At 47.1% G+C, this 22870-nt stretch carries 18 protein-coding genes; 4 read left to right on the top strand and 14 right to left on the bottom strand.

Annotation, left to right across the window (positions count from 1 at the left end):
* The first annotated feature begins 85 nt into the window (after nt 1–85).
* Together L3C95_RS08080 and L3C95_RS08075 are read left to right on the top strand one after the other, a co-directional pair.
* Nucleotides 86–901, top strand: coding sequence for a hypothetical protein (locus L3C95_RS08080; protein ID WP_236386520.1), 816 nt, complete (start codon nt 86–88; stop codon nt 899–901).
* Nucleotides 902–1137: 236 nt separating this feature from the next.
* Nucleotides 1138–2355 carry a tetratricopeptide repeat protein gene (locus L3C95_RS08075; protein WP_236386518.1) on the top strand — a complete coding sequence of 406 codons (1218 nt, stop codon included), beginning with the start codon at nt 1138–1140 and terminating at the stop codon, nt 2353–2355.
* On the opposite strand, the gene L3C95_RS08070 is transcribed toward L3C95_RS08075, so the two are convergent.
* The 10 genes from L3C95_RS08070 to spt are packed head-to-tail and all read right to left on the bottom strand — an operon-like array spanning nt 2345 to nt 13372.
* Nucleotides 2345–3295: a phosphatase PAP2 family protein gene (locus L3C95_RS08070; RefSeq protein ID WP_236386515.1), complete on the bottom strand. Its 951-nt coding sequence runs from the start codon at nt 3293–3295 to the stop codon at nt 2345–2347. The genes L3C95_RS08075 and L3C95_RS08070 overlap by 11 nt on opposite strands.
* 6 nt (nt 3296–3301) lie before the next feature.
* A complete protein-coding gene (locus L3C95_RS08065) occupies nt 3302–3922 on the bottom strand; it encodes a sterol desaturase family protein (RefSeq protein WP_236386513.1) in 621 nt (206 codons plus the stop codon).
* A 26-nt stretch (nt 3923–3948) separates the two neighbouring features.
* On the bottom strand, nt 3949–5223 hold the full coding sequence (locus L3C95_RS08060; protein WP_236386512.1) for a DUF4833 domain-containing protein: 1275 nt from the start codon (nt 5221–5223) through the stop codon (nt 3949–3951).
* A gap of 19 nt (nt 5224–5242) precedes the next feature.
* Nucleotides 5243–7789 (bottom strand): DUF5686 and carboxypeptidase-like regulatory domain-containing protein, encoded by a 2547-nt coding sequence (locus tag L3C95_RS08055; RefSeq protein WP_236386510.1) that lies wholly within the window; start codon nt 7787–7789, stop codon nt 5243–5245.
* A gap of 1 nt (nt 7790) precedes the next feature.
* On the bottom strand, nt 7791–8186 hold the full coding sequence (locus L3C95_RS08050) for a GtrA family protein (RefSeq protein ID WP_236386508.1): 396 nt from the start codon (nt 8184–8186) through the stop codon (nt 7791–7793).
* Nucleotides 8183–8647 (bottom strand): phosphatidylglycerophosphatase A, encoded by a 465-nt coding sequence (locus tag L3C95_RS08045; RefSeq protein WP_236386506.1) that lies wholly within the window; start codon nt 8645–8647, stop codon nt 8183–8185. The genes L3C95_RS08050 and L3C95_RS08045 overlap by 4 nt, the downstream gene beginning before the upstream one ends.
* Nucleotides 8644–9969, bottom strand: a complete 1326-nt coding sequence (locus L3C95_RS08040; protein WP_236386504.1) for an inositol-3-phosphate synthase — start codon at nt 9967–9969, stop codon at nt 8644–8646. Before L3C95_RS08040 ends, L3C95_RS08045 begins: the two co-directional genes overlap by 4 nt.
* A 32-nt stretch (nt 9970–10001) precedes the next feature.
* Entirely contained in the window at nt 10002–10985 is a 984-nt protein-coding gene (locus L3C95_RS08035; RefSeq protein WP_236386502.1) for an NAD-dependent epimerase/dehydratase family protein, read from the bottom strand.
* Entirely contained in the window at nt 10982–12166 is a 1185-nt protein-coding gene (locus L3C95_RS08030; RefSeq protein WP_236386500.1) for a hypothetical protein, read from the bottom strand. Before L3C95_RS08030 ends, L3C95_RS08035 begins: the two co-directional genes overlap by 4 nt.
* The gene (spt, locus tag L3C95_RS08025; RefSeq protein WP_236386499.1) at nt 12167–13372 is read right to left on the bottom strand and encodes a serine palmitoyltransferase; all 1206 of its coding nucleotides are present in this window, start codon (nt 13370–13372) and stop codon (nt 12167–12169) included. It lies immediately after the preceding gene.
* Nucleotides 13373–14067: 695 nt separating this feature from the next.
* Here spt and L3C95_RS08020 point away from each other — a divergent pair.
* Both L3C95_RS08020 and L3C95_RS08015 read left to right on the top strand, forming a co-directional pair.
* Complete coding sequence (locus L3C95_RS08020) at nt 14068–15075, top strand: hypothetical protein (RefSeq protein ID WP_236386497.1); 1008 nt, start codon at nt 14068–14070, stop codon at nt 15073–15075.
* Between the two features lie 194 nt (nt 15076–15269).
* Nucleotides 15270–16661 carry a hypothetical protein gene (locus L3C95_RS08015; RefSeq protein WP_236386494.1) on the top strand — a complete coding sequence of 464 codons (1392 nt, stop codon included), beginning with the start codon at nt 15270–15272 and terminating at the stop codon, nt 16659–16661.
* A 195-nt stretch (nt 16662–16856) separates the two neighbouring features.
* Here the strand turns inward: L3C95_RS08015 and L3C95_RS08010 are convergent, their stop codons facing one another.
* From L3C95_RS08010 to L3C95_RS07995, 4 genes are all read right to left on the bottom strand, one after another.
* The gene (locus L3C95_RS08010; protein ID WP_236386493.1) at nt 16857–18089 is read right to left on the bottom strand and encodes a TCR/Tet family MFS transporter; all 1233 of its coding nucleotides are present in this window, start codon (nt 18087–18089) and stop codon (nt 16857–16859) included.
* A gap of 113 nt (nt 18090–18202) precedes the next feature.
* Nucleotides 18203–19522: a lysine N(6)-hydroxylase/L-ornithine N(5)-oxygenase family protein gene (locus L3C95_RS08005; protein WP_236386491.1), complete on the bottom strand. Its 1320-nt coding sequence runs from the start codon at nt 19520–19522 to the stop codon at nt 18203–18205.
* Nucleotides 19523–19524: 2 nt separating this feature from the next.
* Nucleotides 19525–21030, bottom strand: coding sequence for a pyridoxal phosphate-dependent decarboxylase family protein (locus tag L3C95_RS08000; protein WP_236386489.1), 1506 nt, complete (start codon nt 21028–21030; stop codon nt 19525–19527).
* Between the two features lie 2 nt (nt 21031–21032).
* Entirely contained in the window at nt 21033–22862 is a 1830-nt protein-coding gene (locus L3C95_RS07995; protein ID WP_236386486.1) for an IucA/IucC family protein, read from the bottom strand.
* Nucleotides 22863–22870 lie beyond the last annotated feature (8 nt).

Here is a 22870-nt window from a genome sequence, read left to right as displayed (position 1 = left end):
TAGGGATTATTGAAAAATTCGTAAATATGAATATCAAACATTTAAATTGCGTCCATTATAATCGGAGACATCCACATCCCTGGCCATGAATAAAATATCATCCTTAATTACACTTTTACTGACGTTTGGGCTGTTTGCCTGTAATGATTCCAGAAATCCTCCTAAGGCGTTTAATTTAAGCGATTTTGATAAGTATTGGGCCCGTATGACGCAGGCACAGGAAGACTCCCTGTTTGATCTCTATTATACGTCATGTGATACTGTTATATCCCATAATGATACTACATGGATCATTAACCGCAAATATGATACTACCATCGTCCATACCGGGATTTTTTATTACCTGCGTTATGATTATCCGGTGGCTTTCGCCGGTCCATCGACGCGCATGACAGAAATTGCACTTGACTTCGAAAAACAGGGCAATTCAGATAGTGCCAGTACTTATTTCAAAACGATTGTTGCCTATGTGGATACAATAAACCACCAGCAGCATAGTGGAGAGTTTTGTGCAGACGCCAACAGCCTTCTGGAAATTGGCGTTAACAATGCCATCCTGGCTTCTTTTGCCTGCACGCGGTTGGGCGATACGACCAAAGCCCTGGATATGTTGAAACCCTGGCTGGCCAATGCAGAGGCTCATGCAGGCATTTACGGTTGGTTTGCCAGACTGTGCAGACTGAAATATGGCGAGAGCGCCTGGACGCATGAACTCAATACCTGTTATAACACCCTACATCGCTTAGAAGATGATCATTTGCCTGAAACCAGCGATTGGGCTGTAAAGATTTTTGGAGCATCCGTGGGATTAGGCAATGCCGATGACCCGAATGTTACTTCGAGAAGTAATATTGACAGAACCATCAACTGGATTTTCCGCACCAACCCGGATTTGAGGTAATACCGGCGGATATGCAGACTTGACTATATGTTTCTTTTATTTTACTGGATAACACCCTCAATCACAATCCAATTGCAGTGAAAAATGGTATACTCGTTTTAACGGAGGATCTGCATTTGTGATGATTCGCCGGAACGGCCCCGGAATGAGGTATCGGCGCATTGAATTCTGGTAATTTGACCGCTGGCAGATACCCATAAATGATATAAATTTGATACTGTACTTAACCATTGCTGATGCTTTTGACTTCCTCCTATGAACTGAAGACAGCATTTGCCTATGCCAGGACTTTTAGCCTGGAGAGGAAACTTTTTTACATAGACAGCCAGATGATTCTCCTGGGTATTCTGGACTCTTACGCCAGTGATATCGCCATTGATGCGGCTGACCGGGAGAAGCTCGTCCAGTGGCTGCACGCCCTTAACTGGGAACAACGTCCCGGCACTCCTATCCCCACGGGAAACAGGCCCAAAGTGCCTATTATGACGGAGGCGGAAAGGATGTTGGAAAATGCTGCGTATTACCAGAAAAAACTGGGAGATGAACAGCTCCATCCCCAGCACATCATCCTCTCCCTGCTCAGTATAGAGAACCGCTGTCAGTACAAATTCCAGTCGCTTGGTATCATCTTCGACAGCTACCTGGAACAGATCCGGGCACTTAGGAATATTCAGACCGAGGTCCCTTTCCGTAGTCCCCGCATCAAAACCTCCCATATCAGTTTCTTCCACCCGCTGATCCGGCTGTTTTACGGTCCTCAGCAGAAGAAGATGGCTGTAGAAAGATATTTCAGGGAAGCCCAGGCCCTCCTGCAGTATAACGATATCCACAGGTGCCGGGCGCTCTGCCACCTGGTGTTACAGATGCAGCCCGATCATGTGAATGCATTGTGGCTGTCGGGGGTAACATGGAGAGTGGAAAGGAACTTCCAAAAGGCCCTTCCCTTCTATGAAAAGGTACACAAGAAACATCCGCAACATACAGGAGTACTGGCGGAAGTAGCACATTGTTACAGTGAGCTGGGTAATCATGCGTGGGCACAACGCCTTTACGAACACGCATTATCAATGAATCCGGGATCTTCGGAACTGCTGAATAGTCTCGGGTTTGAATGTATCAAGCTGGAATTGTATGTGGAAGCGATCTCTTATTTTGATCAGGCCATTGCGTATGATGAAGAATGCGCCTATGCCTACAATAATAAAGGTTATGTGCTGATGCACCTTGGATTCCCTGTGGCAGCCAGGGAGCTTATACTTAAATCACTGCAGTTCAATAAAGGCAATGCCTATGCCTATAGGAACCTGGCATTGCTCGCCCTGAAAGAACAAGACGAAGACACTGCCAGGGAAATGCTCCTGAAGGCGCAACGATTTCACTTTAAACGTAATTATGGCAATGAAGTGGAAGAATTGTTACGCCGCCTGGACAAACAAAAAGCTACTACTTCGTAACGGCTAAATAATACTTGTTGATCCGTTCGTTATAAGCCACACTTCTCATCAATACGAGCCGGTATAAGGCAATACCTACGCTGGCGCAGGCAATACCCGCCAATACATCCAGTACGTAGTGATGGCTGGTATAAACAGCGGCAAACCAGATACCGATGGATATGATGCCAAAAATAGTCGTGAAGAAAAGATTGGTGGTCTTCCTTGCATAGAAGAACACGATCAACGGATAAGCAGAATGCAATGAGGGCATCGCCGCAAATACGTTTGATCCTTTTGCATATAAAGAGCCGAAGATATTAACGTTCAGCGCGGTGTCAAACCTCGCCAGTCCGGCTGTATTACCCGGTGTGCTGGCTATAAAGTCAAACCCGTGTAACTGTACATACCATGGTGGCGCGGCAGGATACGTATAGTAGATGATATATCCTACCCAGTTAACCAGTATAAAGGTGAAGGCGAAATGCAGGAATGCCAGCCTGTCCTTATAGAACAGGTACGTAGCGAATGCCAGTGGTACCGGCACCCAGCATAAGTAGAATGATCCTGTCAACACGTCCAGCCATACGCTGGTATGATGCAGCCAGTACTCGTTCGGGGTCACTTTCACTCCATCCATCATCACGCCAAACCATGCTTTTTCTGTCTCATAAATGTCTTTGATATGTACAGGCCCCGTCAGGTAATTGGGGAATGCCTTCATATAGTCGAACACGATCCAGTAAAAAATGAAGATCGAAAAACCCAGTATAAAACGCCGGGTCGGTCTCGATACGTAATAACAGACGTTAAAAATAGCGATCAGCCATATCTGATCAGTCTTAAAGCCAACCAGCCAGCCTGAAAGCAACAGATAAGCTATGCTGATCGCAGTAACGATCAGCATATTTCGCCTATCAAAAAAAGCAGTTGTAGGCCTGGCAGGAACCGGTGCATCCATCTTATCTCACTTTTGAAAATCTGATCCGAAGATCTTGTCCCAGAATGAAGAACTCACACCATATCCTTTGGAAGCATCGGCATAGTGATGCATCATGTGGTGTTTCTTTAACTTCTTCCAGAACTTTGCCTTAAAATTGAAATGGTGCAGGGCATAGTGGGAGATATCGTAGAAAAGATATCCGCCGATGAAGCCTGCATAAAATCCGTAAAAATATACTTCAGGTATAAAACTTCTATATAGGAACCAGAATCCCAACGCCAGCGGTATGCTCACAGATGGTGGCAGTACCAGGCGCAATCTGTCGTTAGGATAGTCATGATGCACACCATGGAAGATGAAATGCAGCTTTTTACCCCAGGAAGACTCCGGTTCAAAATGGAATACAAAACGATGCATGATATATTCTGTCAGCGACCAGATAAAGATACCGGCCAATACGCTGAGCAGCCATATCAGTACACCTGCATTCACAGTTACCAGTGCTGTCCAGCAGCAATAGGCGATAACAGGAATATATAAGAACAGCGGAACGCTGAAATGCACCTTAGATAATTTTTCCAGTAGTCCGTTCTTGAACATAGGCACAGACTCTTGCGAGTTGGAAACGTACTGTCTATTACTCATTCGTTGTGAATTTAACAATCAACCTTTTAGGGCTTGAACTGCTCCTTTATTTCTTTACCGGTAGCAGGGTCTACTCCTTTCATTTCTATGTATACCACATTCGGGAACCAGAAGGTGCCTCCTTCGATCTGCAGGTAAATCCTGTTCAGCTGCGCCATGACAGTACCTATCTGTGTGTAGATATGGTAATCGCCCTGGGCAGACTTCATCAGGTACATCTTTTTCTTATCATAAGCTACAGAACGCAATTCATACTTGTCTTTCGACAGTTGCTTTACCTTCAGTCCGTACGCAAATTTACGTTGTATGTAATTTAATCCCTTCTTTTCACCATTTTCGGTGTACCTGATCCAGTAAATATTCACCGGCTCATCTTCATCAAGTGAGCCATCTTTCTGCAGGTTCAGGTCGTAGACAATCGTGTTGGCATTCGGCGTACGCTGCATATAGAACAGCATATGCGGAATATTCTGCGGAACCGGGAATACAGGTTCTGTTCTCACGGTCTGTGCATTTGCCATTGTCATAACAGGCAGTACCATGATGAGCAGTGCGATCACTGGAGTGGTGGTAGCGCTTCTGATCACACGGGTTACCTGGTCCTGCTGATCAATTGCTTTCTTTGCATCCCTCAGCCGGCCTACCGCTGTTATATTGGTCATGATCGCCATAATGAACAGCGGGAAGGTGAAGATCGAGATGGTCTCAAATACATGGAAAGGAATGCCTGGTATGTATAGCTTGTAATCCCCGCCAATGAAGTGTGAGGTGATGCCACAGGCAATAGCAGATACGGAAATGATCACGATCCTCTCGGGGCGTTGCATCAGTCCTCCTTTACACTCAATACCAAGACCTTCTGCACGCGCCCTGGTATAACTTACCATCATAGAGCCGATCAGCGCAATAAAGGCGAATATGGAGCTCAGGAAATAGTGATGTCCGATCAGGTAATAACAGATGCCGAGGAACAATACCATTTCACTATAGCGATCGAGTACCGAATCGAAGAGGGCGCCGAAACGCGACCCCATATTTCCCAGGCGGGCTACCTGCCCGTCCAGCATATCAAATAATCCTGCAAAAAGGATCAGGGCACCGGCCCATCCTACGTAGGACAGGTCTCCCCTGTTACCTTCCTCGACTCCCGTCACAAATATCACTACTACACCTATGTTCAGCAGGAATCCGATCAGGGTGACAGCGTTAGGCGTCAGCCCCAGCTTGATCAAACCCTTTACCAAAGGGTTGATCACCACGTAAATTGCTTGCTGCAGCTTATCTCTGAATCGTTTTTTCATGGCTTACGATTGAAAAACATTAAAAATCAAATCTAACCCTGCCCCTGATACCCCAATTGGCAATCAATGGATTATCCAGGTAAGTAAACCTCTTCACGAGATCTAACCTGAGCAGTTTAAATATATTGGCGATACCCACGCTTCCTTCCACATATGGCGTACTGCCAAGTGTATAGGTGATGGGTACTCCATCCGCATAATTTGAGAACTGTATCTTTGACGGATCCAGCCTTGGATCGTTGCCTTTGCTCAATCCTCCGTACAGCACCTTCACTGTTGCTACCTCACGGAGTTTCAATTTTTTCAGCAAAGGTATCTTATTGAAGATAAATCCGTTAAAGCTATGGTCAATATTTATACCAGCATAGCGGTCACTCACAAATTCCAGGAAGTTCATCAGGTTATAAGACTGTAACTGGTAAGCATATGTCTGGTTCGCTCTGTGGATGGTCAACAACGGATAAGGTATGTGTCCGAAGATGTAACCACCCTCTACTACAACCTCACTATACCCAAGCTGTGAAAGGTATACCATCTTATAAATATTCAGGGTGATGTTCTGGTAATTGTATCCGCTACCGAACAGCCCCTTCACTCCCGCGATTGCTCTGAGTGTGAAGATAGGATATTTGTTGGGGATGGGGATCCTGAAGTTCTTTCCCTGGTAGAATTGCTCGTGAGGCGCCCAACGCAGTTCCAGCGATAATTCAGAAGTAGTGATCTTCTTTACGCTGTCGGCCTGGCTCGTGCCTTTATAGTAAGACAGGGTGCCGGCGGGTGTCTGCTGCCAGTGTTTGAAGCCTACCTGGAAAGAGGAGTGATTATACAGCTCATGCAGGTAATACAACCTGTAGATGTCATTGTAGAGCCATTTATCGTTGTTACCACGCTTGAAGGACAGCAGGAAGTTATCCTCCTGTACAAACTGCAGCTCCTGGCCCGGGATCTTCGTATCATGCTGGTAGCTGGCCTTAATGGCACGTACCGGCCAATCGTAAATTGACTTATGGTTGAAGGCATAAGAGCCTCCGAAGTAATATTTCCATTTCTCGTCCTTGAAGCCGTAAGCGCCGTATCCTTCGAGGTAGATGCTCTTATTGAACTTGGGCGTGGTCCTTCCTCCCAACCTCAGGCGGAAACCTTCCACCGGGTTGAAATTATAGAAGGTGTTTACCGGACCTATTTCAAACTTAGGCCCTACGCTTTTCCACCCGGCCAGCAACAGGGTAGCGATATCCATGGTGCGTCTGAAAGATCTCATACGCTGCAGGCTGTCAATATTGGCGTATACCTTCGACTCTGCGGCGGTCAGGGTATCATGCCTGTTCTGTTCCCAGAAGCTTTCCGGCTTCACCACTTCCTGTTCGTTCTCAACGAAAGAGCTTCCTTCATAGAACTTGTCCGGCATTGGCTTGTTGATCACCATGTTCTTCAGGGACACGGTACGCTCTCCGTAAAGACCGCTCTTACCCTTGAAGAGACCGAAGTCGGCCATCAGGGTGTTCTTGTTCATGAAATAACGGCCATCCGGTGTCTTTTCGAAGTCCATATAGAGGTGGAAATCACGGATAAAGTTCAGGTTGATCTCCTTATTGGCCGTCATATCCGCCTTCTGTATAGCGTATTTCCCATCCAGCGTGATGTACATTTTACCTTCCAGTAAACGGTCAGCTTTGTTCCTGGGATAGAATTCCAGAACAATCAGTTTTGTGCTGTCTGCTGTTTTGATGGTATCAGCAATGTAGTACTTGTAAAAAGTCGGACCTGCATCTGCAATGGGACTCAGGAACTGGTTCGTAAACAACATCATATTGTTGTCGTAGATATCCACGTCCTGGTAGATGTGGTTCAGATAAGCGCTCAGACCGCGGTTATCTATATAGTTCTCAAAGCTGACCTTCTTATCAGCTGTGATAATTGTTTTCTTTTTTTCGGGATCCCGGCGGTAGTATACATCGGCCAGTTTCTCTTCCAGGTACATCGGCAGCAGAGAACGTCCTGCCATCTTGGTGGTATCCTGGTTGTCGAACACGAATTTATACTTCCGGGTGAACCGGTTGTTGCTGATCTTTTCAGAGACATTACTCAACGCAAACTCCAGTTTCTCGTACTGGTTATAGTTGGCATAGTCATAGTGCTCCATTCTGTTCTTTGACTTATTGTCAATGACCAGTCGGATCAACTCTACAGCTGGGTTATCCTTGTTACGGTATCTTTCCTTCTTACGCTTGATGACTACCTCTCCCAGGGTTTTTGCGCCACTTTCCAGGCTCACATTCCTGACCTGTTCGTTACCTCTCTGTATGCGTATTGTAACAGCTTTATATCCCAGCAGGGAAAAGCGTACACTATCTTTTGGGCTATCAAACTGTAATTCGTACCGCCCTGCAGCATCTGTAGAGATGCCGAAAGACGTACCAGGCACAAACACACTCACAAAGGGCAGAGGAGCACCTGATTTGTCTGTGACCACACCCTTCACTTTCGTTGTTTGTGCAAATACTGAACTAAAGCCGAGCGTAAGCAATAACAAAAGACCTAAACTAATATTTTTACTACCATTCATTCTATCTAACATCTTTAAAAACGAACCGCTTCTGCATTATATAACTATACGTAAAACCAATCAACAATGATACTGTCATTTTAACCATGGCTACTCTATCAATAAGACTGTACCATCCTGTAAAATGTAGTATAAGCCACACTCCTGCTGCATTCAGCAGCATATTCCCCACCCAGGTGATACCATAGCGCAGTGCCTGTCCTCCTATCGCGCCTTTCTCCTTATTAAAGACCCACTGCCGGTTAATCATAAAGTTGGCCGCCCCACCTGTAAAGGTACCGGCCATATTAGCACCGACATACCAGGCTCCCGCCTGGGTTGACAGCAGGATCACCACAAGGAAATCCAGACCTGTTGCTATCAGTGATGAGGCCTGAGCCTTCAAAAATTTTATCATCTTCCAAAAACGTTACTGTGATAAACAATCTGCAGTAACAAGTTGGTGTATACTCCTGCTACCACGTCATCCATCATTACTCCAAATCCTCCCGGCAACTGCTCGGTACGGCGGATCAGTAATGGCTTGCGGATATCAAAGAATCTGAACAATACAAGTCCGGCCAGCACATAACCCGGGGTTACCGGGAGGAACAACAGGCTGAAGCACATACCTGACACTTCATCTATCACCACTTTCTTATCATCCTTTCCCCAATGCGGTTCAACTTCCGTACCGGACCAAACGCCTAACAATGTAACTCCGATGGTAAAGGCCAGCGGCCACATCGCAGAGAGATTACTACCAGCCTGCGCAAGGTACCAGCAGAGAGCTGTCACGGCGGCAGCAACCGTGCCTCCGCCCTTACCGATGTAGCCTATGCCCAGGCTGGTAGCGATTATTTTATGAATTCGGATCATCCTTCGTTTAAAATTCCTTCGTAATAATCCAGACCCAGGTGCGTGATCAGATCTTCGCCCATCAGGTAACGCAAGGTGTTCTGCAACTTGATCAGCTGTTTGAAGATGTCATGCTCAGGGCGCAGGCCTGGTGCTGTTTGTGGCGATTTCAGATAGAAGGACAGCCATTCCTGGATACCGCTCATACCGGCGCGTTTCGCAAAGTCGATGAACAGAGCGAGGTCAAGTACGATTGGCGCAGCCAGGATAGAGTCGCGGCAAAGGAAATTCACCTTGATCTGCATTTTGTAGCCCATCCAGCCAAATATGTCGATGTTATCCCAACTTTCCTTATTGTCCTTACGCGGAGGATAATAGTTGATCCTGATCTTATGGTACATGTCACCATAAAGTTCAGAATTTTCGTCCGGCATTAAGATATCTTCCAGTACACCAAGTTTGGATACTTCTTTTGTTTTAAAGTTATCAGGATCGTCCAGTACCCATCCATCGCGGTTACCCAGGATATTGGTGGAGAACCAGCCCTCCATACCCAGCGCACGTGCCTGCAAACCTGGGGCCAGAATAGTCTTCATCAATGTCTGACCGGTTTTGAAGTCTTTACCGGCGATCGGGGTTTTAGTCTTTTTGGACAATTCTACGAGAGCGGGGATGTCACAGGTCAGGTTAGGCGCACCGTTCGCAAAAGGAACGCCCAGCGTCAGTGCCGCATATGCATAGATCATGCTCGGAGCAATACGCGGATCATTATCTTTCAGCCCCTGTTCAAATGCAGCCAGTGACTGGTGAACATCTGCAGCTTCGTGATATATTTCGGTAGAACCGCACCATACCATTACAACACGGTCACAACCTTTCTCTTTCTGGAAATTTTTAATATCCTCGATTACGGCCTGTGCCAGGTCATAACGGGTCTTGTAGTCCTTTACGTGTGTACCGTCCAGATTTTTAACAAAGTTTTTATCGAAAGCTGCCTTCATTGGAACGATAGATTCCAGTTCTGGTCTGATAGCTTCCAGCATAAACCTGTCAAGTACTTCCGCTTTGACTGCGGCGGTATACACATTATCTTCATACACATCCCAACCACCAAATACCAGGTCATTCAGATTTGCTAAGGGAACGAAGTCCTTAATCAGCGGATTCCTGTTTTCAGTTCTTTTTCCCAGTCGGATATGGCCCATCTGTGCGACAGAGCCAATAGGCTTTGACAGCCCTTTCTTAATTGATTCTACTCCGGCAATGAATGTCGTAGCTACCGCGCCAAGGCCCGGCATCAGGACACCCAATTTCCCTTTTGCTTCTTTAATTTGATGTTTCATAAAAATGTGAGACTTTTATTTAACTGTTTTAATCAAAACCATTTGTTGGTGGTGTACCAGTCTAACGTTTCCCGCATACCTTTTTCAAGGTTGTATACAGGGCGGTAGCCCAGGTCCTGCCGTATCTTCTCAATGTTACAATCCCAGTTCTCAGCCGTCAATTCATTCAGTTTGTCTCTATTAAGCAAGGGAGCCCCACGACTCACCATTTCCATAATAGTGGCAACAGTTCTGATAACAGGCAGAGGTAGGTGAACACGAAAAGTGTGCAGCTTCAGATATTGCTTTATAACATCGGCCAGTGCATAACGGTCGTACCTGTTACCATCTGAAATGTTATACACAGTTCCTGAAACAGGAGCTGTCAGTGCCAGCAATGCTGCTTGTGCGAGATCCTTGACGTAGACAAAACTCAACCACTGGGCGCCTTTGCCCATATAAGGTTCCAAACCCCGTCTGTATGTCTTGAACAATACGAAAAGGTCCCGTTCTCTTGGCCCATACACTGCGGTGGGCCTTAATATTACCCAGGGGACATCTGATATAACTCCCAGGTATTCTTCAGCCAGTAGTTTACTTTTTCCGTAACTGGTTACCGGCTGGGGCTTCTCCACATCCGGTACAGGCCAGCTGGCATTATATGCGATGGGGCCTACGGCCGCCAGACTACTAATAAATACAAACTTCTTGATCGGTACCCTCGATTCTCCGGCTGCTACTGCCAGGTTGAGGGTATACCCTGCATTGACCCTGTTATATTCGTCCAAAGACTTTGCCTTTGTTATGCCTGCTCCATGAATGATGTAATCAAATCCATACTTCACAATCAGATCTTTCAGATCATCCTTGCTGCTGAAATCAGGATAAACAAAATTTACCGGCAAATGTTTCAGGTGGGAGACATTACTTGATGCACGTACGGCGGCGTAAACCTCCATTCCTGCATCCAGCGCTGTCTCCACCAGATGATATCCTACAAAACCGCTGGCGCCTGTTATCAGTATCCGGGGTTTCATATCTCTTTTTCGTATATCCTGTAGGTCCTGTACGGATCTGCGTTTATACCCCGCATAGCGGCATTCATCATTTCATTAGTTTCCAGGATCCAGGATCCTTCGCCGTAAGCAACGCCTTTTGCCCTGCCCACTTTCATTAACTCCCCGTAAAAACAGGCATCAATTCCCAGTTTACGGTGAGATTCCAGTACACCCAATGCCAACACTCTCACGCCATTTATTTTCTTTTTGCCCAGTAACAGTTTCAGAATACCGGTCGGAAATAAGCGACCTCTTTTTATCTTTCTCAGGATCTGGTTAAGATCCGGAATGGCCAGGGCAAACCCTATCATTTTCCCATTCTCTTCTGCTACAATACCAAAATCAGGATCCAGGATCATTTTGAGATCTTTCGCCAGGTACTCGAATTCCTTCTCTGTCATCGGCACAAAACCAAGGTTCTTGTCCCAGGCACTGTTATAGATCGCATGGATGTTCTTTACTTCCTCATCAAACTTTTTCAGGTTCACCTTACGGAAGGTGATATTACGCCTGGTGAGTCTTTCCTTCAGCACCTCCATCACACGGTATGGTCTGTCCTCCATGTACTCAGGAATGATCTTCCAGGCATACATGGTGATCTTGGTTCCCAGCCCTGCTTCCTCAATGAGTTTGATGTAGTAGGGATAGTTGTAAGTCATCATCACTACCGGCGGACCATCAAACCCTTCTATCAGTAACCCGCAGGTTTCGTTGGTAGAAAAGTTAACCGGGCCGACCAGCGTGCTCAGCTTACGGTCTTTCAGCCATTTAGTGGCTGCATTGAACAAGGCCTGGCTTACTTCGCTGTCGTTGATACAATCGAAAAAACCAAAGAAACCATCGTTCGTTTTATTGAAAATATTGTGGTTCTTATTATCGATAGCAGCTATTCTTCCCACTAGTTCTGATCCACGGAATGCAAGGAATCCCTGCAGCTGTGAATGTTCATGGAAAGGATGTTTTCCCGGAGTCAGAAGGTCACGTTGAGCAATAAACAACTCAGGTACATAATTTTCATCGTCCTTGTACAGATCGTGCGGGAAATCGATGAACTGCGCCAACTGTTTCTTGCTGGTAACCGCCTGAATGGTCACCTTTGGCAAACCGTTGGTTTGTCGCGGAGCATGTACCGTTTGCTGAGATGTCTGCAATGTTTCCATTTATATTTTTTGCTTTAAAGGTATACCCGCACGTGTAAATGTCTCCGTTAATTTGTCTATCGCTGTCTCGATCTGAGAGAACGTGTGTGTCGACATCAGGGAAAACCTTATCAGCGTAGCGTCTGGCTGAACTGCCGGAGGTACTACCGGGTTCACGAATATGCCTTCATCCTGCAGCATACGGGTGATGCGGAATACACTTTCTTCGTTCCTGATATAGATGGGTATAACAGGTGTTTCTGATACATTTCCGGTATCGAAACCTGCTTCCTTTAATAAGTTGCGTGCGTAGTTGGTATTATCCCACAGGCGTTGAATATGCTCAGGCTCAGACATGATGATGTCCAGGGTGGCAATTACGCTGGCTGCGGCTGCAGGCGTCATGCTCGCGCTGAAGATCAGGGAGCGGGCAGCATGCTTCAGGTATTCAATCACGTCTTTGTCACCGGCAATGAAGCCACCCAAAGACGCAAAAGATTTACTGAAAGTACCCATGATAACGTCTACTTTGTCAGTCAGGCCAAAATGAGACGCTGTACCTGCGCCATTCAGTCCTACTACACCGAGTCCGTGAGCATCGTCTACCATAATATTGGCGCCATAGGTATCTGCCAGGGCCACTATTTCCGGCAGGCGGGCAATGTCACCCTCCATGCTGAATACGCCATCCACAACGATCAGACGTACAGAAGACTGTGGCAGGGCTGACAATTTCGCCTCCAGGTCCTCCATGTTGTTGTGGCGGTACTTGATAACTTTCGAAAAGGACAGACGGCTGCCATCAATAATGGAAGCATGATCCAGTTCGTCCAGAATGATATAATCATTACGGCCGGTCAGGCTCGATAATGCACCCTGGTTAGCCAGGAACCCCGTACTAAAACACAGGGCGGCTTCTTTGCCTACATACTCCGCCAGACGACGCTCCAACTCGAGGTGAAGATCAAGGGTACCATTCAGGAACCTGGATCCTGCACAACCTGTACCATATTTGTCAATGGCACGTTTGGCCGCCTCTTTTACCTTGGGATGATTCGTCAGTCCCAGGTAGGAGTTTGATCCGAACATTAACACTTTCTTACCGTCAATATCAACTTCAGTGTCCTGAGAAGAAGAGATCGGTCTAAAATAAGGGTAGATCCCTTTTTCCTTGGTAGTGTAAACTCTGGCCAATGAGGCTTCCTTTGCACGTAACAATTTGCTCATTCTGATATATCTTAAGCTGTTGTATAATCTTTCTACTTTATGCGAAAGTATAAGATTATTGTTCTGAAAACGTTTTCAGATCCAAATTTATATATTGAACACTAAATTTTTGCAGTGAATCGATGACGGTAAGCGATAAAGTCCCCCGCAAACAAGCAGTGTTTAATAATATTTCAATCAATTACGAACACTGGCATACGACCAGACTTCGTAACGCTAACAGTATGCTAGTTGCGGTTTAAACATGTAGCTACGGGTTGTAACTAAACAATAGGTGATAAGAATAAAGGCGGTTTAACAGTATATTCAGTTGTGGTCTAAGGTATATCATACGCCGGTTTTTTGTAATTATCAAACCAGAATGACGGCACCAAATTAGGAAAAAATTTCAATTAAAACCTAAAAACATTAGGGATTAACGTCAAAATATTACATATATACAACAAAGTGGTAATTTCATCATCTGTATTAGCAATGGTTGATAAACATATTCAAACAATTAATAATCAATAATCTCCACATAAAAACAAAGCTGAATTTATTATTTCTCCGGTCTGCTCGCCCCCTCCTTTTAAACCATGCCCCTTTCCCACAGTCTACCTATGTATACTCATAGAAGTTACTGCAAAGATAACCGGGCCCTATATTCCCCGCATTATCAGGTGAACCCGGGAGTATCCCAAAAAAACTAACACATGAACATCGGAAATTACCTTACCGCATTTATTGTATGTGTCGGCATGACCCTGACAGCATCAGCCCAGGAACAGGCCGAACAGGATTCTACCGGTTTGCCGGGCGACAATTTCAGCCTGCAGGGTGCACTTGACCTGTTTAAGCAATCTGCGTCTCCTGAGCAATTCGAAAAGCTGCTCAATTCTCCCGACAGCAAAGTTAACAACCTGGATCTCAACGAAGACGGCAACACGGACTATATCCGTGTCATCAACAAAAAGGATAACGATGTACAGGTATTTATCCTGCAGGCACTGGTTTCATCCACAGAAAACCAGGATATAGCCGTTATCGAACTGCAAAAGACCGGCGAGAATAACGCTATCGTCCAGATCGTGGGCGATGCGGACATATACGGTGAATCGGTCATCGCTGAACCTGCAGAAGAAGAAAGTAACGCGTTTAACTATACTCCTGCCACCCATGGTCCTTCCGTATATTCACCCGAAGGGCTGGTGGTAAACGTATGGTTGTGGCCGTGCGTACGCTTCGTATATGCTCCGGCATATACCGTATGGGTTTCTCCCTGGACCTGGGTAAGCCGCCCGGTATGGTACCATCCCTGGCGTCCCATGCCCTGGCATGCATACCGACCCGTCCGATATGCTTATGCCCGCAGATACGTTGTTGTCCCGGTTTACAGGATCCCTCCTGCCCGGGTCATCTACCGCCCCGTAAGGACCACTTCCGTAACCGTTATTAACCGCAACCGGGTGGTTGTGAACAATTATCGTACTACCAGGGGAGTAAACCGGTATACGCCGAACAGGACCAACAGTGGCGGCAGACAGTACCAGTCGAACGCTCCCGCAAGGGCCGACAGAGGCGGGAATGTGGATAGAGGCGCAAGAGCCGACAGAGGCACCGCAAGAGTGGACAGAGGCACAAGAACCTATAACAACCGTTCCGGCGACAGATCAGGTAACAGAACAGGAGGCAAACGTAAAAGAGCTGAAAGGGGAAATTAACCCTCAAGACCAGGCAAAAGAAACTACTAATCATAGTAAGGGGCTATATAATATGCTGTGTTACAGCAACATATTATGTAGCCCCTTATCTATTTCAAACCCACGCCCATCCTAAATTACGGCACACATATTGCATTATTAAACTATTCGTACATTCAACTTCGTTTATTAGTTATATACTAAACATTTTTGTCATGAAGATCAGCCAATCCCTACCTGTACTGTTCATATCCCTGTTACCGGTACTATATGCCAACGCGCAGGATTACTATCCAAGGCAGCAATTACAGGAACAACCCGACGAATGGGATAACGCCAGCTGGTCTCCTCCCGACCAGGACTCTACGGGTCTGCCTGGTGATAATTTCAGCCTGCAGGGGGCGCTAACGCTTTTTAAGCAGGCGAATAGTCCTGAAGAATTTGAAAGGCTCCTGAATACAGAAAATAACAGGGTTAACAACCTGGACCTGAACGCGGACGGTAATATTGATTACCTGCGTGTGATCAATAAAAAGCAAAACCAGGTACAACTCTTTATCATACAGGCATTGGTATCCAACCAGGAAAGCCAGGACGTAGCAGTTATCGAACTGGAAAAGACCGGCGAAAACAACGCTGTTATCCAGATAGCCGGCGACGAAGACCTCTATGGTGAAACGACCCTCGCAGAACCAGTGGAGGTATCCGACAGCCTTTATTCCGCTGAAGATAATTCCTTTGACTATAGCACATCTCCTCGTTTACACGGTCCTGCAGCAGATGCAGGCATTCCCAGGATGGCGCCCACCGGTGTCATTGTGAACGTGTGGTTCTGGCCCTGCGTACGCCGCGTATATGCGCCTGCTTATGTGGTATGGACCTCTCCCTGGTCATGGATCAATCCTCCTGTATGGTGGAGGCCCTGGCACCCGATGCCTGTATACGCCTATCGGCCGGTGTGTCATCACTACAGGTACGGATATGCATATGCTCCCATGAGCAGAATCGCTCCTGCCCGGGGAATGTATTATCCAATACGAACCTATTCCGGCATGGTGTACAACCGCAACCGTGTAATAGTGACAAACTACCGGTCCGCAAGAGCTGACCGGGGCCGTTTTCCCGGCAGATACGATGGTGGCCGGTACAACGGGTACTACAGGAACAACTATAACGGCGGCCGGAATTACTATAACGGCTACCGGGATAATCGTTCGGGTAGGAATAACTATGGCTGGAACAACAACAGACCAGGCGGACGCCAGGATTATTACAATGACAGGAGCCCTGGCCGGATCGATGGCAGTATCAGGGGCGGAAGTTCCAGGAGTGGCGGCAGATCCGGAAATTATCAGGGTGGCAGCTGGAACGGGAACGCTCAAAACGGAGGAAGAAATGAAGGCTCCCGTGGCAATAACCGGGACGGCAACTCACAAAATGGTGGCAGAACTGAAGGTGGCTCCCGTGGCGGCAGCTGGGGAGGCAACTCACAAAACGGCGGAAGGACAGACGGAAGTTATCGCGGTGGCTCCGGCAACAGCAACACGACCGGCGGCAGAACCAATGGCGGCTCCAGCGGAAGAGCCGGCCGCACGAGGGGCAATTAATGGGCACTGATTCCGTACGGAATAGCTACCAATAGCATCTTCTCCCGCTTCGATCTCTGTGCTTCATCATCACTTCCATATCACTTCACCGACATTTCTATATCGAAGGGATATATAGATGCCGGTAAAGTGATATGGAAGTGATGGTAAAGCGATATGGAGATATAGAAACCTGAGCGAATCCGTACCGGATTCTTAGCTAACATTGGACTTCCGCATGCTTCTGGTAGCCAGGAAAATGCTTACGGACACCAGTACCCCACTGACAAAAAACGGGGCGCCCGGGAAAAGGAAAGGCGCGTTATTTCCTGTGAACCAGGCAAACAGGCTTCCCATTATTGGCGGCGCTATGATCGTGGCAACACTCATGAGACTGGTCAGGCCCCCTTGTAATGCTCCCTGTTCTGCAGAAGAGATCTGACCCGTAATAATACTCTGCAAGGCCGGACTGGCAATATTCCCGAGGGAGTAAGGCACCAGTATCACAAACATCATCCACCCATTCGTGGCGAAGGCAAACAGTAACAACCCCAGGCTGTAAAATGCCAGCCCGACATACAGACTGTTTTTGGTGCCGATACGGGGAATGATGAGGCGGATCAGGCCCAGCTGAACGATGGCTACCAGCAGACCACTGAACCCGAGGGAATAACCTACCCAGGCTTCATCCCAGCTGAACTTCTGCATACCATAGAATGCCCAGGTGGTCTGTACCCCGTTGTTGGCGATATAGATCAGTACCAGGGTGGCTATCAGCCCATATACGGCCGGATATTGCTTCATCTGCACCAGAGAACCTACCGGATTGGCGCGTCTCCATTCAAAGGCCCGTCTGTTCGTGACCGGTAGTGACTCAGGTAGTATCAGGTATCCATACACAACATTCAGCAGGCTTAAGATACCTGCTGCGATAAAGGGCGCCCTCGGACCAAACTGTCCTAAAAGACCTCCCATCAGCGGACCGAGTATAAAACCCAGGCCAAATGCAGCACCGATAATGCCGAAGTTCTGTGTCCGCTTCTCCGGCGTGCTGACATCTGCTATATAGGCGGCGGCTGTCGTGAAACTGGCTCCCATCACACCGGATATGATACGACCGGCAAACAGCCATATGATTGCAGGTGCAAAGGCCATAAAGAAATAATCCAGTCCGAAACCCAGTAGCGACAACAACAATACAGGCCGTCTGCCATAACGGTCGCTCAGGTTACCCAGCACCGGCGCGCAGATGAACTGCACAAGGGCGTAGGCAAATGTCAACCACCCACCAATGGCGGCCGCTTCTCCCATATTACCATGAATCAGTTGTTCTATCAGTTTTGGTAGTACGGGAATAATGATCCCTAATCCTGTCACGTCAATCAGCAGTGTGATGAAAATGAAAATGAGTGCTGAACGCGATTGCGCCCCTGAGACTATTTTTTGCATATCAGATACAGTATCTTTTGTATGACGATTCAGTCATGAAGAGGGTCAGGAGACACAACGCCAACAGACGTTATGCCTCCTGCATTTCATTGAACAATGTCCCGTGTGTTTCTTTATATAGCTGTAATAGCTGGTATGGAAGCGTCTACCCCGAATTGCTGGAAAGCAATGCGCTTTTCTACATGGTATATCTCCTCTCCTGCTATTGTATTAATGATGCAGGAGTTGCGGTACGCGCCCATTCCCAGATCGGGCGTCACGAATCCATGCGTATGCAATTCTGCATTCTGCACGAAGATCTCATCACCATGAAGATCTATGGCATAATTCCGTTGTACGTCAAACAACTGATCTCCCCTTCTGATGATACGCTCGCTGACACCCTCAAGGAAAGCCGGCTCACGGTATTTGTAACCAGTGGCAAGGATCACAAAATCTGTTTCCTGCGTAAATGATTGTTGCTGCTGCACCTGTGTCAGATGAAGCGTATAGCTACCGTTACCGTTGGCACTGATGTCATTCAGCTGTACATTGGGACGTAACTGTATATGTGAAATATCCCGGTCAACACTCATCTCGTACAAAGTATCGAAGATCTGGTTGATGAGGTCATAGTTAATACCCTTAAAGAGGGGATTCTGTTTGGATAATAACGCTTGTCTGTTTTCTGCCGGCATACTGTAAAAATAGTCCACGTACTCAGGCGAAGTCAGTTCTAATGTCAGTTTTGAATACTCCATCGGAAAGAACCTGTCAGGGCGGGTGAACCAGTTTAGCTGCATTCCTTCTTGTGCCAGCGGCAGCAGGTCGGCAAACACTTCTGCTGCACTCTGTCCCGAGCCTATCACTGTCACGGAACGCTTTCCTTCTATCTTGTCTTTATAGTTGAGATATGCTGAAGTATGGATCACATCCGGCAATATACCCTTCGTTGCAAATGCAGGCAGATAGGGCTGCGTACCGGTTCCCAATACCAGTTTACGGGTATAGTGCAGCGCTGTTTTACCTGTTACTGTATGCACTGTAGTTACTGCATATAACTGCCTGTCATCTTCATAATGCACCGCAATAACCTTGTGCGAGAAACGGCATGTTGACAGCTTTTCCGCCGCCCATTTGCAATAGGCATTGTATTCTTTTCTCAGGATAAAAAAGTCCTCCCTGATATAGAACTTATACAAACGTCCTGATTGTTTCAGATAATTCAGGAAGCTGTATTCACTGGTCGGATCTGCCATGGTTACAAGGTCGGCCATGAAAGGTACCTGTAAGGTGGCATTGTTTAGCATCAGGCCCGGATGCCAGTCAAATGCCGACGCCTGGTCAAAGAATACGGCATTGATACTGCTGACGGGCTGTAACAAAGCAGCCAGGCCTAAATTGAATGGTCCTATGCCAATACCAATAATATCGTATGTATGTGGAGTGTTCATAATTATGCGATTTCTCTTCTATCATAAAGTGTTTCCCGGTGCTGCCTCATATATGCGGCGCCATGAGATTTGATGATGGACAACAACTTCGCTACATCTTCCGTCGTGGTAAGCGGGTTCAGTAAAGTGAACTTGAGATAAAAAGCACCGTTGATACGTGTACCAGCCAGTAATGCAGCACCATCTTTCAGCATTTCCTTTTTGATATGCAGGTTCACTTCTGTAACATCTGCTTCATCAAGACTGGCAGGGAAATAACGGAACACCAGTGCACTGATATCGGAATAACTTACCAGTTCCAGTTCTGCGTCCTGGCTGATCATATCTGCTACTTTAGCAGTAGTATCAATGATCGTTTCCATATAACTGCCCAGTTTCTGTTTACCCATCAGGCGGAGTGTGAACCAAAGCTTCAATGCATCAAAGCGCCGGGTGGTCTGGATGGATTTATTCACCTGATTAGGCAATCCATCTTCGTCATGTTCCTTTGGATTGAGATAATCTGCATGATGTGTCAGCAGATCGAGTGAGCGTTTGTTCTTCACCAGGAAAGCACTGCTGCTGACCGGCTGGAAGAATGACTTATGGTAGTCTGCCGTTACAGAGTTGGCCAATTCTATGCCTTTCAGCAGATGACGGTACCTGGAAGTAAGCAGCAATCCGCAGCCATAAGCGGCGTCCACATGGAACCACAATTTATAGCGGGCGGCCAGTTGTCCTATTTCTTCCAGGGGATCCACATTGCCAAAATCAGTAGTGCCGGCAGTGCCTACTACGGCAATAGGGATATTGCCCTCCTCCAGCTCCTGCTGAATAGCCTCTTTCAGTAGCGCCACATTCATACGATAACCTTCCACGGGTATGCTGACAACTGACTGTTCACCCAGCCCCAGTAATGCAGCGTTCTTCTGAATACTGAAATGCCCGGTAGCTGCTACGAATATCCTGAAGCGGGAAGATTCCGCAGGCAATCCTTTCTGTTTGATATTATAACGCAGGCGTTCCTTTGCGTAATGATCTCTTGCCAGTAATAGGCCCATCAGGTTACTCTGCGTACCACCACTGGTGAACACACCATCACTGTTATTATCAAAACCGATCTCACTGCATGTCCACTCTATCAGGCGTTGCTCTATCAATGTACCACCTGCACTCTGGTCCCAGGTATCGAGGGAGGAGTTGATGGCAGAGATCAGCACTTCTGCTGCAATAGCCGGTATCACCACCGGGCAGTTCAGGTGAGCGATGTATTGCGGCAGATGGAATGTTACTGCATGATCAGAATAAAGGCGCTCCACTTCGGAAAGCAGGCTTTCATAGTCAGACAAGGGTGTATTCAGGTCTACCTGTTCAAATGCCGTCTTCAGCTGTGCAGGTGTAATACCGCTGAATGGTTTTCTGTTCTTCTCAAGGAACCTAACTACTGAGCCACTGGCCAGTTGTATGGCTTTGCTGTATTCATTGGCAGTGCCTTCATAAAAGAGGTCACTGTATTGATTCTTGATCATCGTTAATAAATTGGGAATTTGGAATTTTTCGCAAATGCTGCTACCGGGTTTTTCAGTGTTCCTACGAACTGCAGACTGCCTACAGGATCGGCCAGATCTACCATGCGTTCATTATTACAGATCTGCAAACGGTTCAGGCAGGAACGAATAAACTCTGGTGCAAAAAGATCATGCTGTCTGAATTTATCTTTTAATGAAGGGAAGGATGCCTGGTAAGCCAGTATACAATCCGCCACCAGCTCCCAGAATTGCTCTTCCGGATAAGCACTATGCTCAACCAGTATATGCGCGATGTAACGGAAGATATAATCAAATACATCTGTGAAAATAGAAAGGATCTTCACCTCCTCAGGCATATCTACAGCCAGGCGCTTTACTTCATCAGGCAATATCTTCTCCTTGCTGATAACACATACTTCTTCCGTGATATCTTTCATAATCGCCCTCACCGGTACGTTGTTCTCCATGATGAGGATCAGGTTTTCACCATGCGGCATAAATACCATGTCATGATAGTAAAAGCAATGCAGGATGGGACTCAGATAGGCATCCAGATAGCGTTGCAGCCAGGAGGCAGTATCCAGTCCCGAGGTACGGATCAGTTCCGGCAACAGCGCCTTACCATCACGATCGATGTGCAGCAGCGCGGCCATGGTCATCAGGCCTTGTCCTTTTTTCAACATGGGGATAGGACTTTCTCTCCAGAGAGCGGCGAGCATTTTCTTATACGGACTGTCGTTCTTTTCTGCCTTTTCGTATAACAAGTTGCGATAGCCTACTGTGGCTACCTCTCCCAGCAGGATGAAACCTTTTTCCTGCAGGTATTTATCATCTCCCAGCTCATCTCTTACCCACTGGGTAACACCAGGTGTTGTGCGCATGTAATAAGGAGACAATCCGCGCATGAATCCCATGTTGAGGATAGACAGCGCTACTTTCACATAAAAACGCTCAGGCCTGCTGATGTTAAAAAATGTACGGATAGATTGCTGCGCCAGGTAAGTATCATCGCTGGTACCCAGGAAGACCATATTACGGGTGGCAATATCCGCAGCGAAGATGTGGTTCATCTTGTTGTACCATTGCCAGGGGTGTACCGGAAAATACACGTAGTCAGCAGGCTGCAATCCCTGGTCGGCCAGCACCTTGTTGAATTTCCCGAGCGTGGCTGTGTCGAGTTCCTGTGCCAGCAGTGTCTCATAAGGAAGTTCGGCCGTAGCGGTATAAGTAGCCCTGCTACGATGACCAGCGATCCACAGTAAAGAAACAGGCGCTGCTGCTTCCGGTGCATATGCCCTGTAGTCTGCTGCATCAAAACCGATACGGCCGTTGTTAGCCACGAAAGATGGATGCCCTTCCATCATGGCATGCTCTATTTCCTGATAGTCGGCATGTGCCAGTGCTGCTGAGCCGGGACCTTTCTGTGCACGCATATAGGCGCTGCCATATAAGGTACTGCAGATCTCTTCCAGGTACTTGGGAAGGATGTCTGGCCGGATGCCGATAGTTTCACTGAACTCTGCAATGAAACTAGCTGAATCCAGCGGAACTTTCTTACCGTCTTCCAGCTTTTCTATTGACCCATTCTCTATGTACCAGTGGTCAAGACACAGGATCTTCGCACGGAAACGGTATTCGATCCCTGGTGCGTCTGCCGTGAGCAGATAATGGCCCCAACCGTCTTTTACAAACAGCTCTTTTGGCTGTATTAAAAGTTCATGGGCAAATTCGCTGATGATCTTACGTAAATGCAAAGCATTTGCTTTGCTCCAGACTTCAGGGCGCAGGTGTGCGACTGCGCCCCCGGGAGACAGTGCTTGTGAGGGATGCATTATAAAGT

The sequence above is a fragment of the Chitinophaga filiformis genome, from assembly GCF_021646545.1.
Taxonomy (GTDB): Bacteria; Bacteroidota; Bacteroidia; order Chitinophagales; family Chitinophagaceae; genus Chitinophaga; species Chitinophaga filiformis_A.
The sequence above is the reverse complement of the archived record's forward strand: the minus strand, read 5'-3'. Positions and strand labels throughout refer to the sequence as shown.

Excerpts from the sequence above, each read along its gene's own strand:
- L3C95_RS08030 (WP_236386500.1), bottom strand. The coding sequence starts at position 12,166 with ATGGAAACATTGCAGACATCTCAGCAAACGGTACATGCTCCGCGACAA.
- spt (WP_236386499.1), bottom strand. The coding sequence starts at position 13,372 with ATGAGCAAATTGTTACGTGCAAAGGAAGCCTCATTGGCCAGAGTTTAC.
- L3C95_RS08075 (WP_236386518.1), top strand. The coding sequence starts at position 1,138 with ATGCTTTTGACTTCCTCCTATGAACTGAAGACAGCATTTGCCTATGCC.
- L3C95_RS07995 (WP_236386486.1), bottom strand. The coding sequence starts at position 22,862 with ATGCATCCCTCACAAGCACTGTCTCCCGGGGGCGCAGTCGCACACCTG.
- L3C95_RS08005 (WP_236386491.1), bottom strand. The coding sequence starts at position 19,522 with ATGAACACTCCACATACATACGATATTATTGGTATTGGCATAGGACCA.
- L3C95_RS08040 (WP_236386504.1), bottom strand. The coding sequence starts at position 9,969 with ATGAAACATCAAATTAAAGAAGCAAAAGGGAAATTGGGTGTCCTGATG.
- L3C95_RS08015 (WP_236386494.1), top strand. The coding sequence starts at position 15,270 with ATGAAGATCAGCCAATCCCTACCTGTACTGTTCATATCCCTGTTACCG.
- L3C95_RS08065 (WP_236386513.1), bottom strand. The coding sequence starts at position 3,922 with ATGAGTAATAGACAGTACGTTTCCAACTCGCAAGAGTCTGTGCCTATG.
- L3C95_RS08035 (WP_236386502.1), bottom strand. The coding sequence starts at position 10,985 with ATGAAACCCCGGATACTGATAACAGGCGCCAGCGGTTTTGTAGGATAT.
- L3C95_RS08020 (WP_236386497.1), top strand. The coding sequence starts at position 14,068 with ATGAACATCGGAAATTACCTTACCGCATTTATTGTATGTGTCGGCATG.
- L3C95_RS08050 (WP_236386508.1), bottom strand. The coding sequence starts at position 8,186 with ATGATAAAATTTTTGAAGGCTCAGGCCTCATCACTGATAGCAACAGGT.
- L3C95_RS08070 (WP_236386515.1), bottom strand. The coding sequence starts at position 3,295 with ATGGATGCACCGGTTCCTGCCAGGCCTACAACTGCTTTTTTTGATAGG.
- L3C95_RS08080 (WP_236386520.1), top strand. The coding sequence starts at position 86 with ATGAATAAAATATCATCCTTAATTACACTTTTACTGACGTTTGGGCTG.
- L3C95_RS08045 (WP_236386506.1), bottom strand. The coding sequence starts at position 8,647 with ATGATCCGAATTCATAAAATAATCGCTACCAGCCTGGGCATAGGCTAC.
- L3C95_RS08010 (WP_236386493.1), bottom strand. The coding sequence starts at position 18,089 with ATGCAAAAAATAGTCTCAGGGGCGCAATCGCGTTCAGCACTCATTTTC.
- L3C95_RS08060 (WP_236386512.1), bottom strand. The coding sequence starts at position 5,223 with ATGAAAAAACGATTCAGAGATAAGCTGCAGCAAGCAATTTACGTGGTG.
- L3C95_RS08000 (WP_236386489.1), bottom strand. The coding sequence starts at position 21,030 with ATGATCAAGAATCAATACAGTGACCTCTTTTATGAAGGCACTGCCAAT.
- L3C95_RS08055 (WP_236386510.1), bottom strand. The coding sequence starts at position 7,789 with ATGAATGGTAGTAAAAATATTAGTTTAGGTCTTTTGTTATTGCTTACG.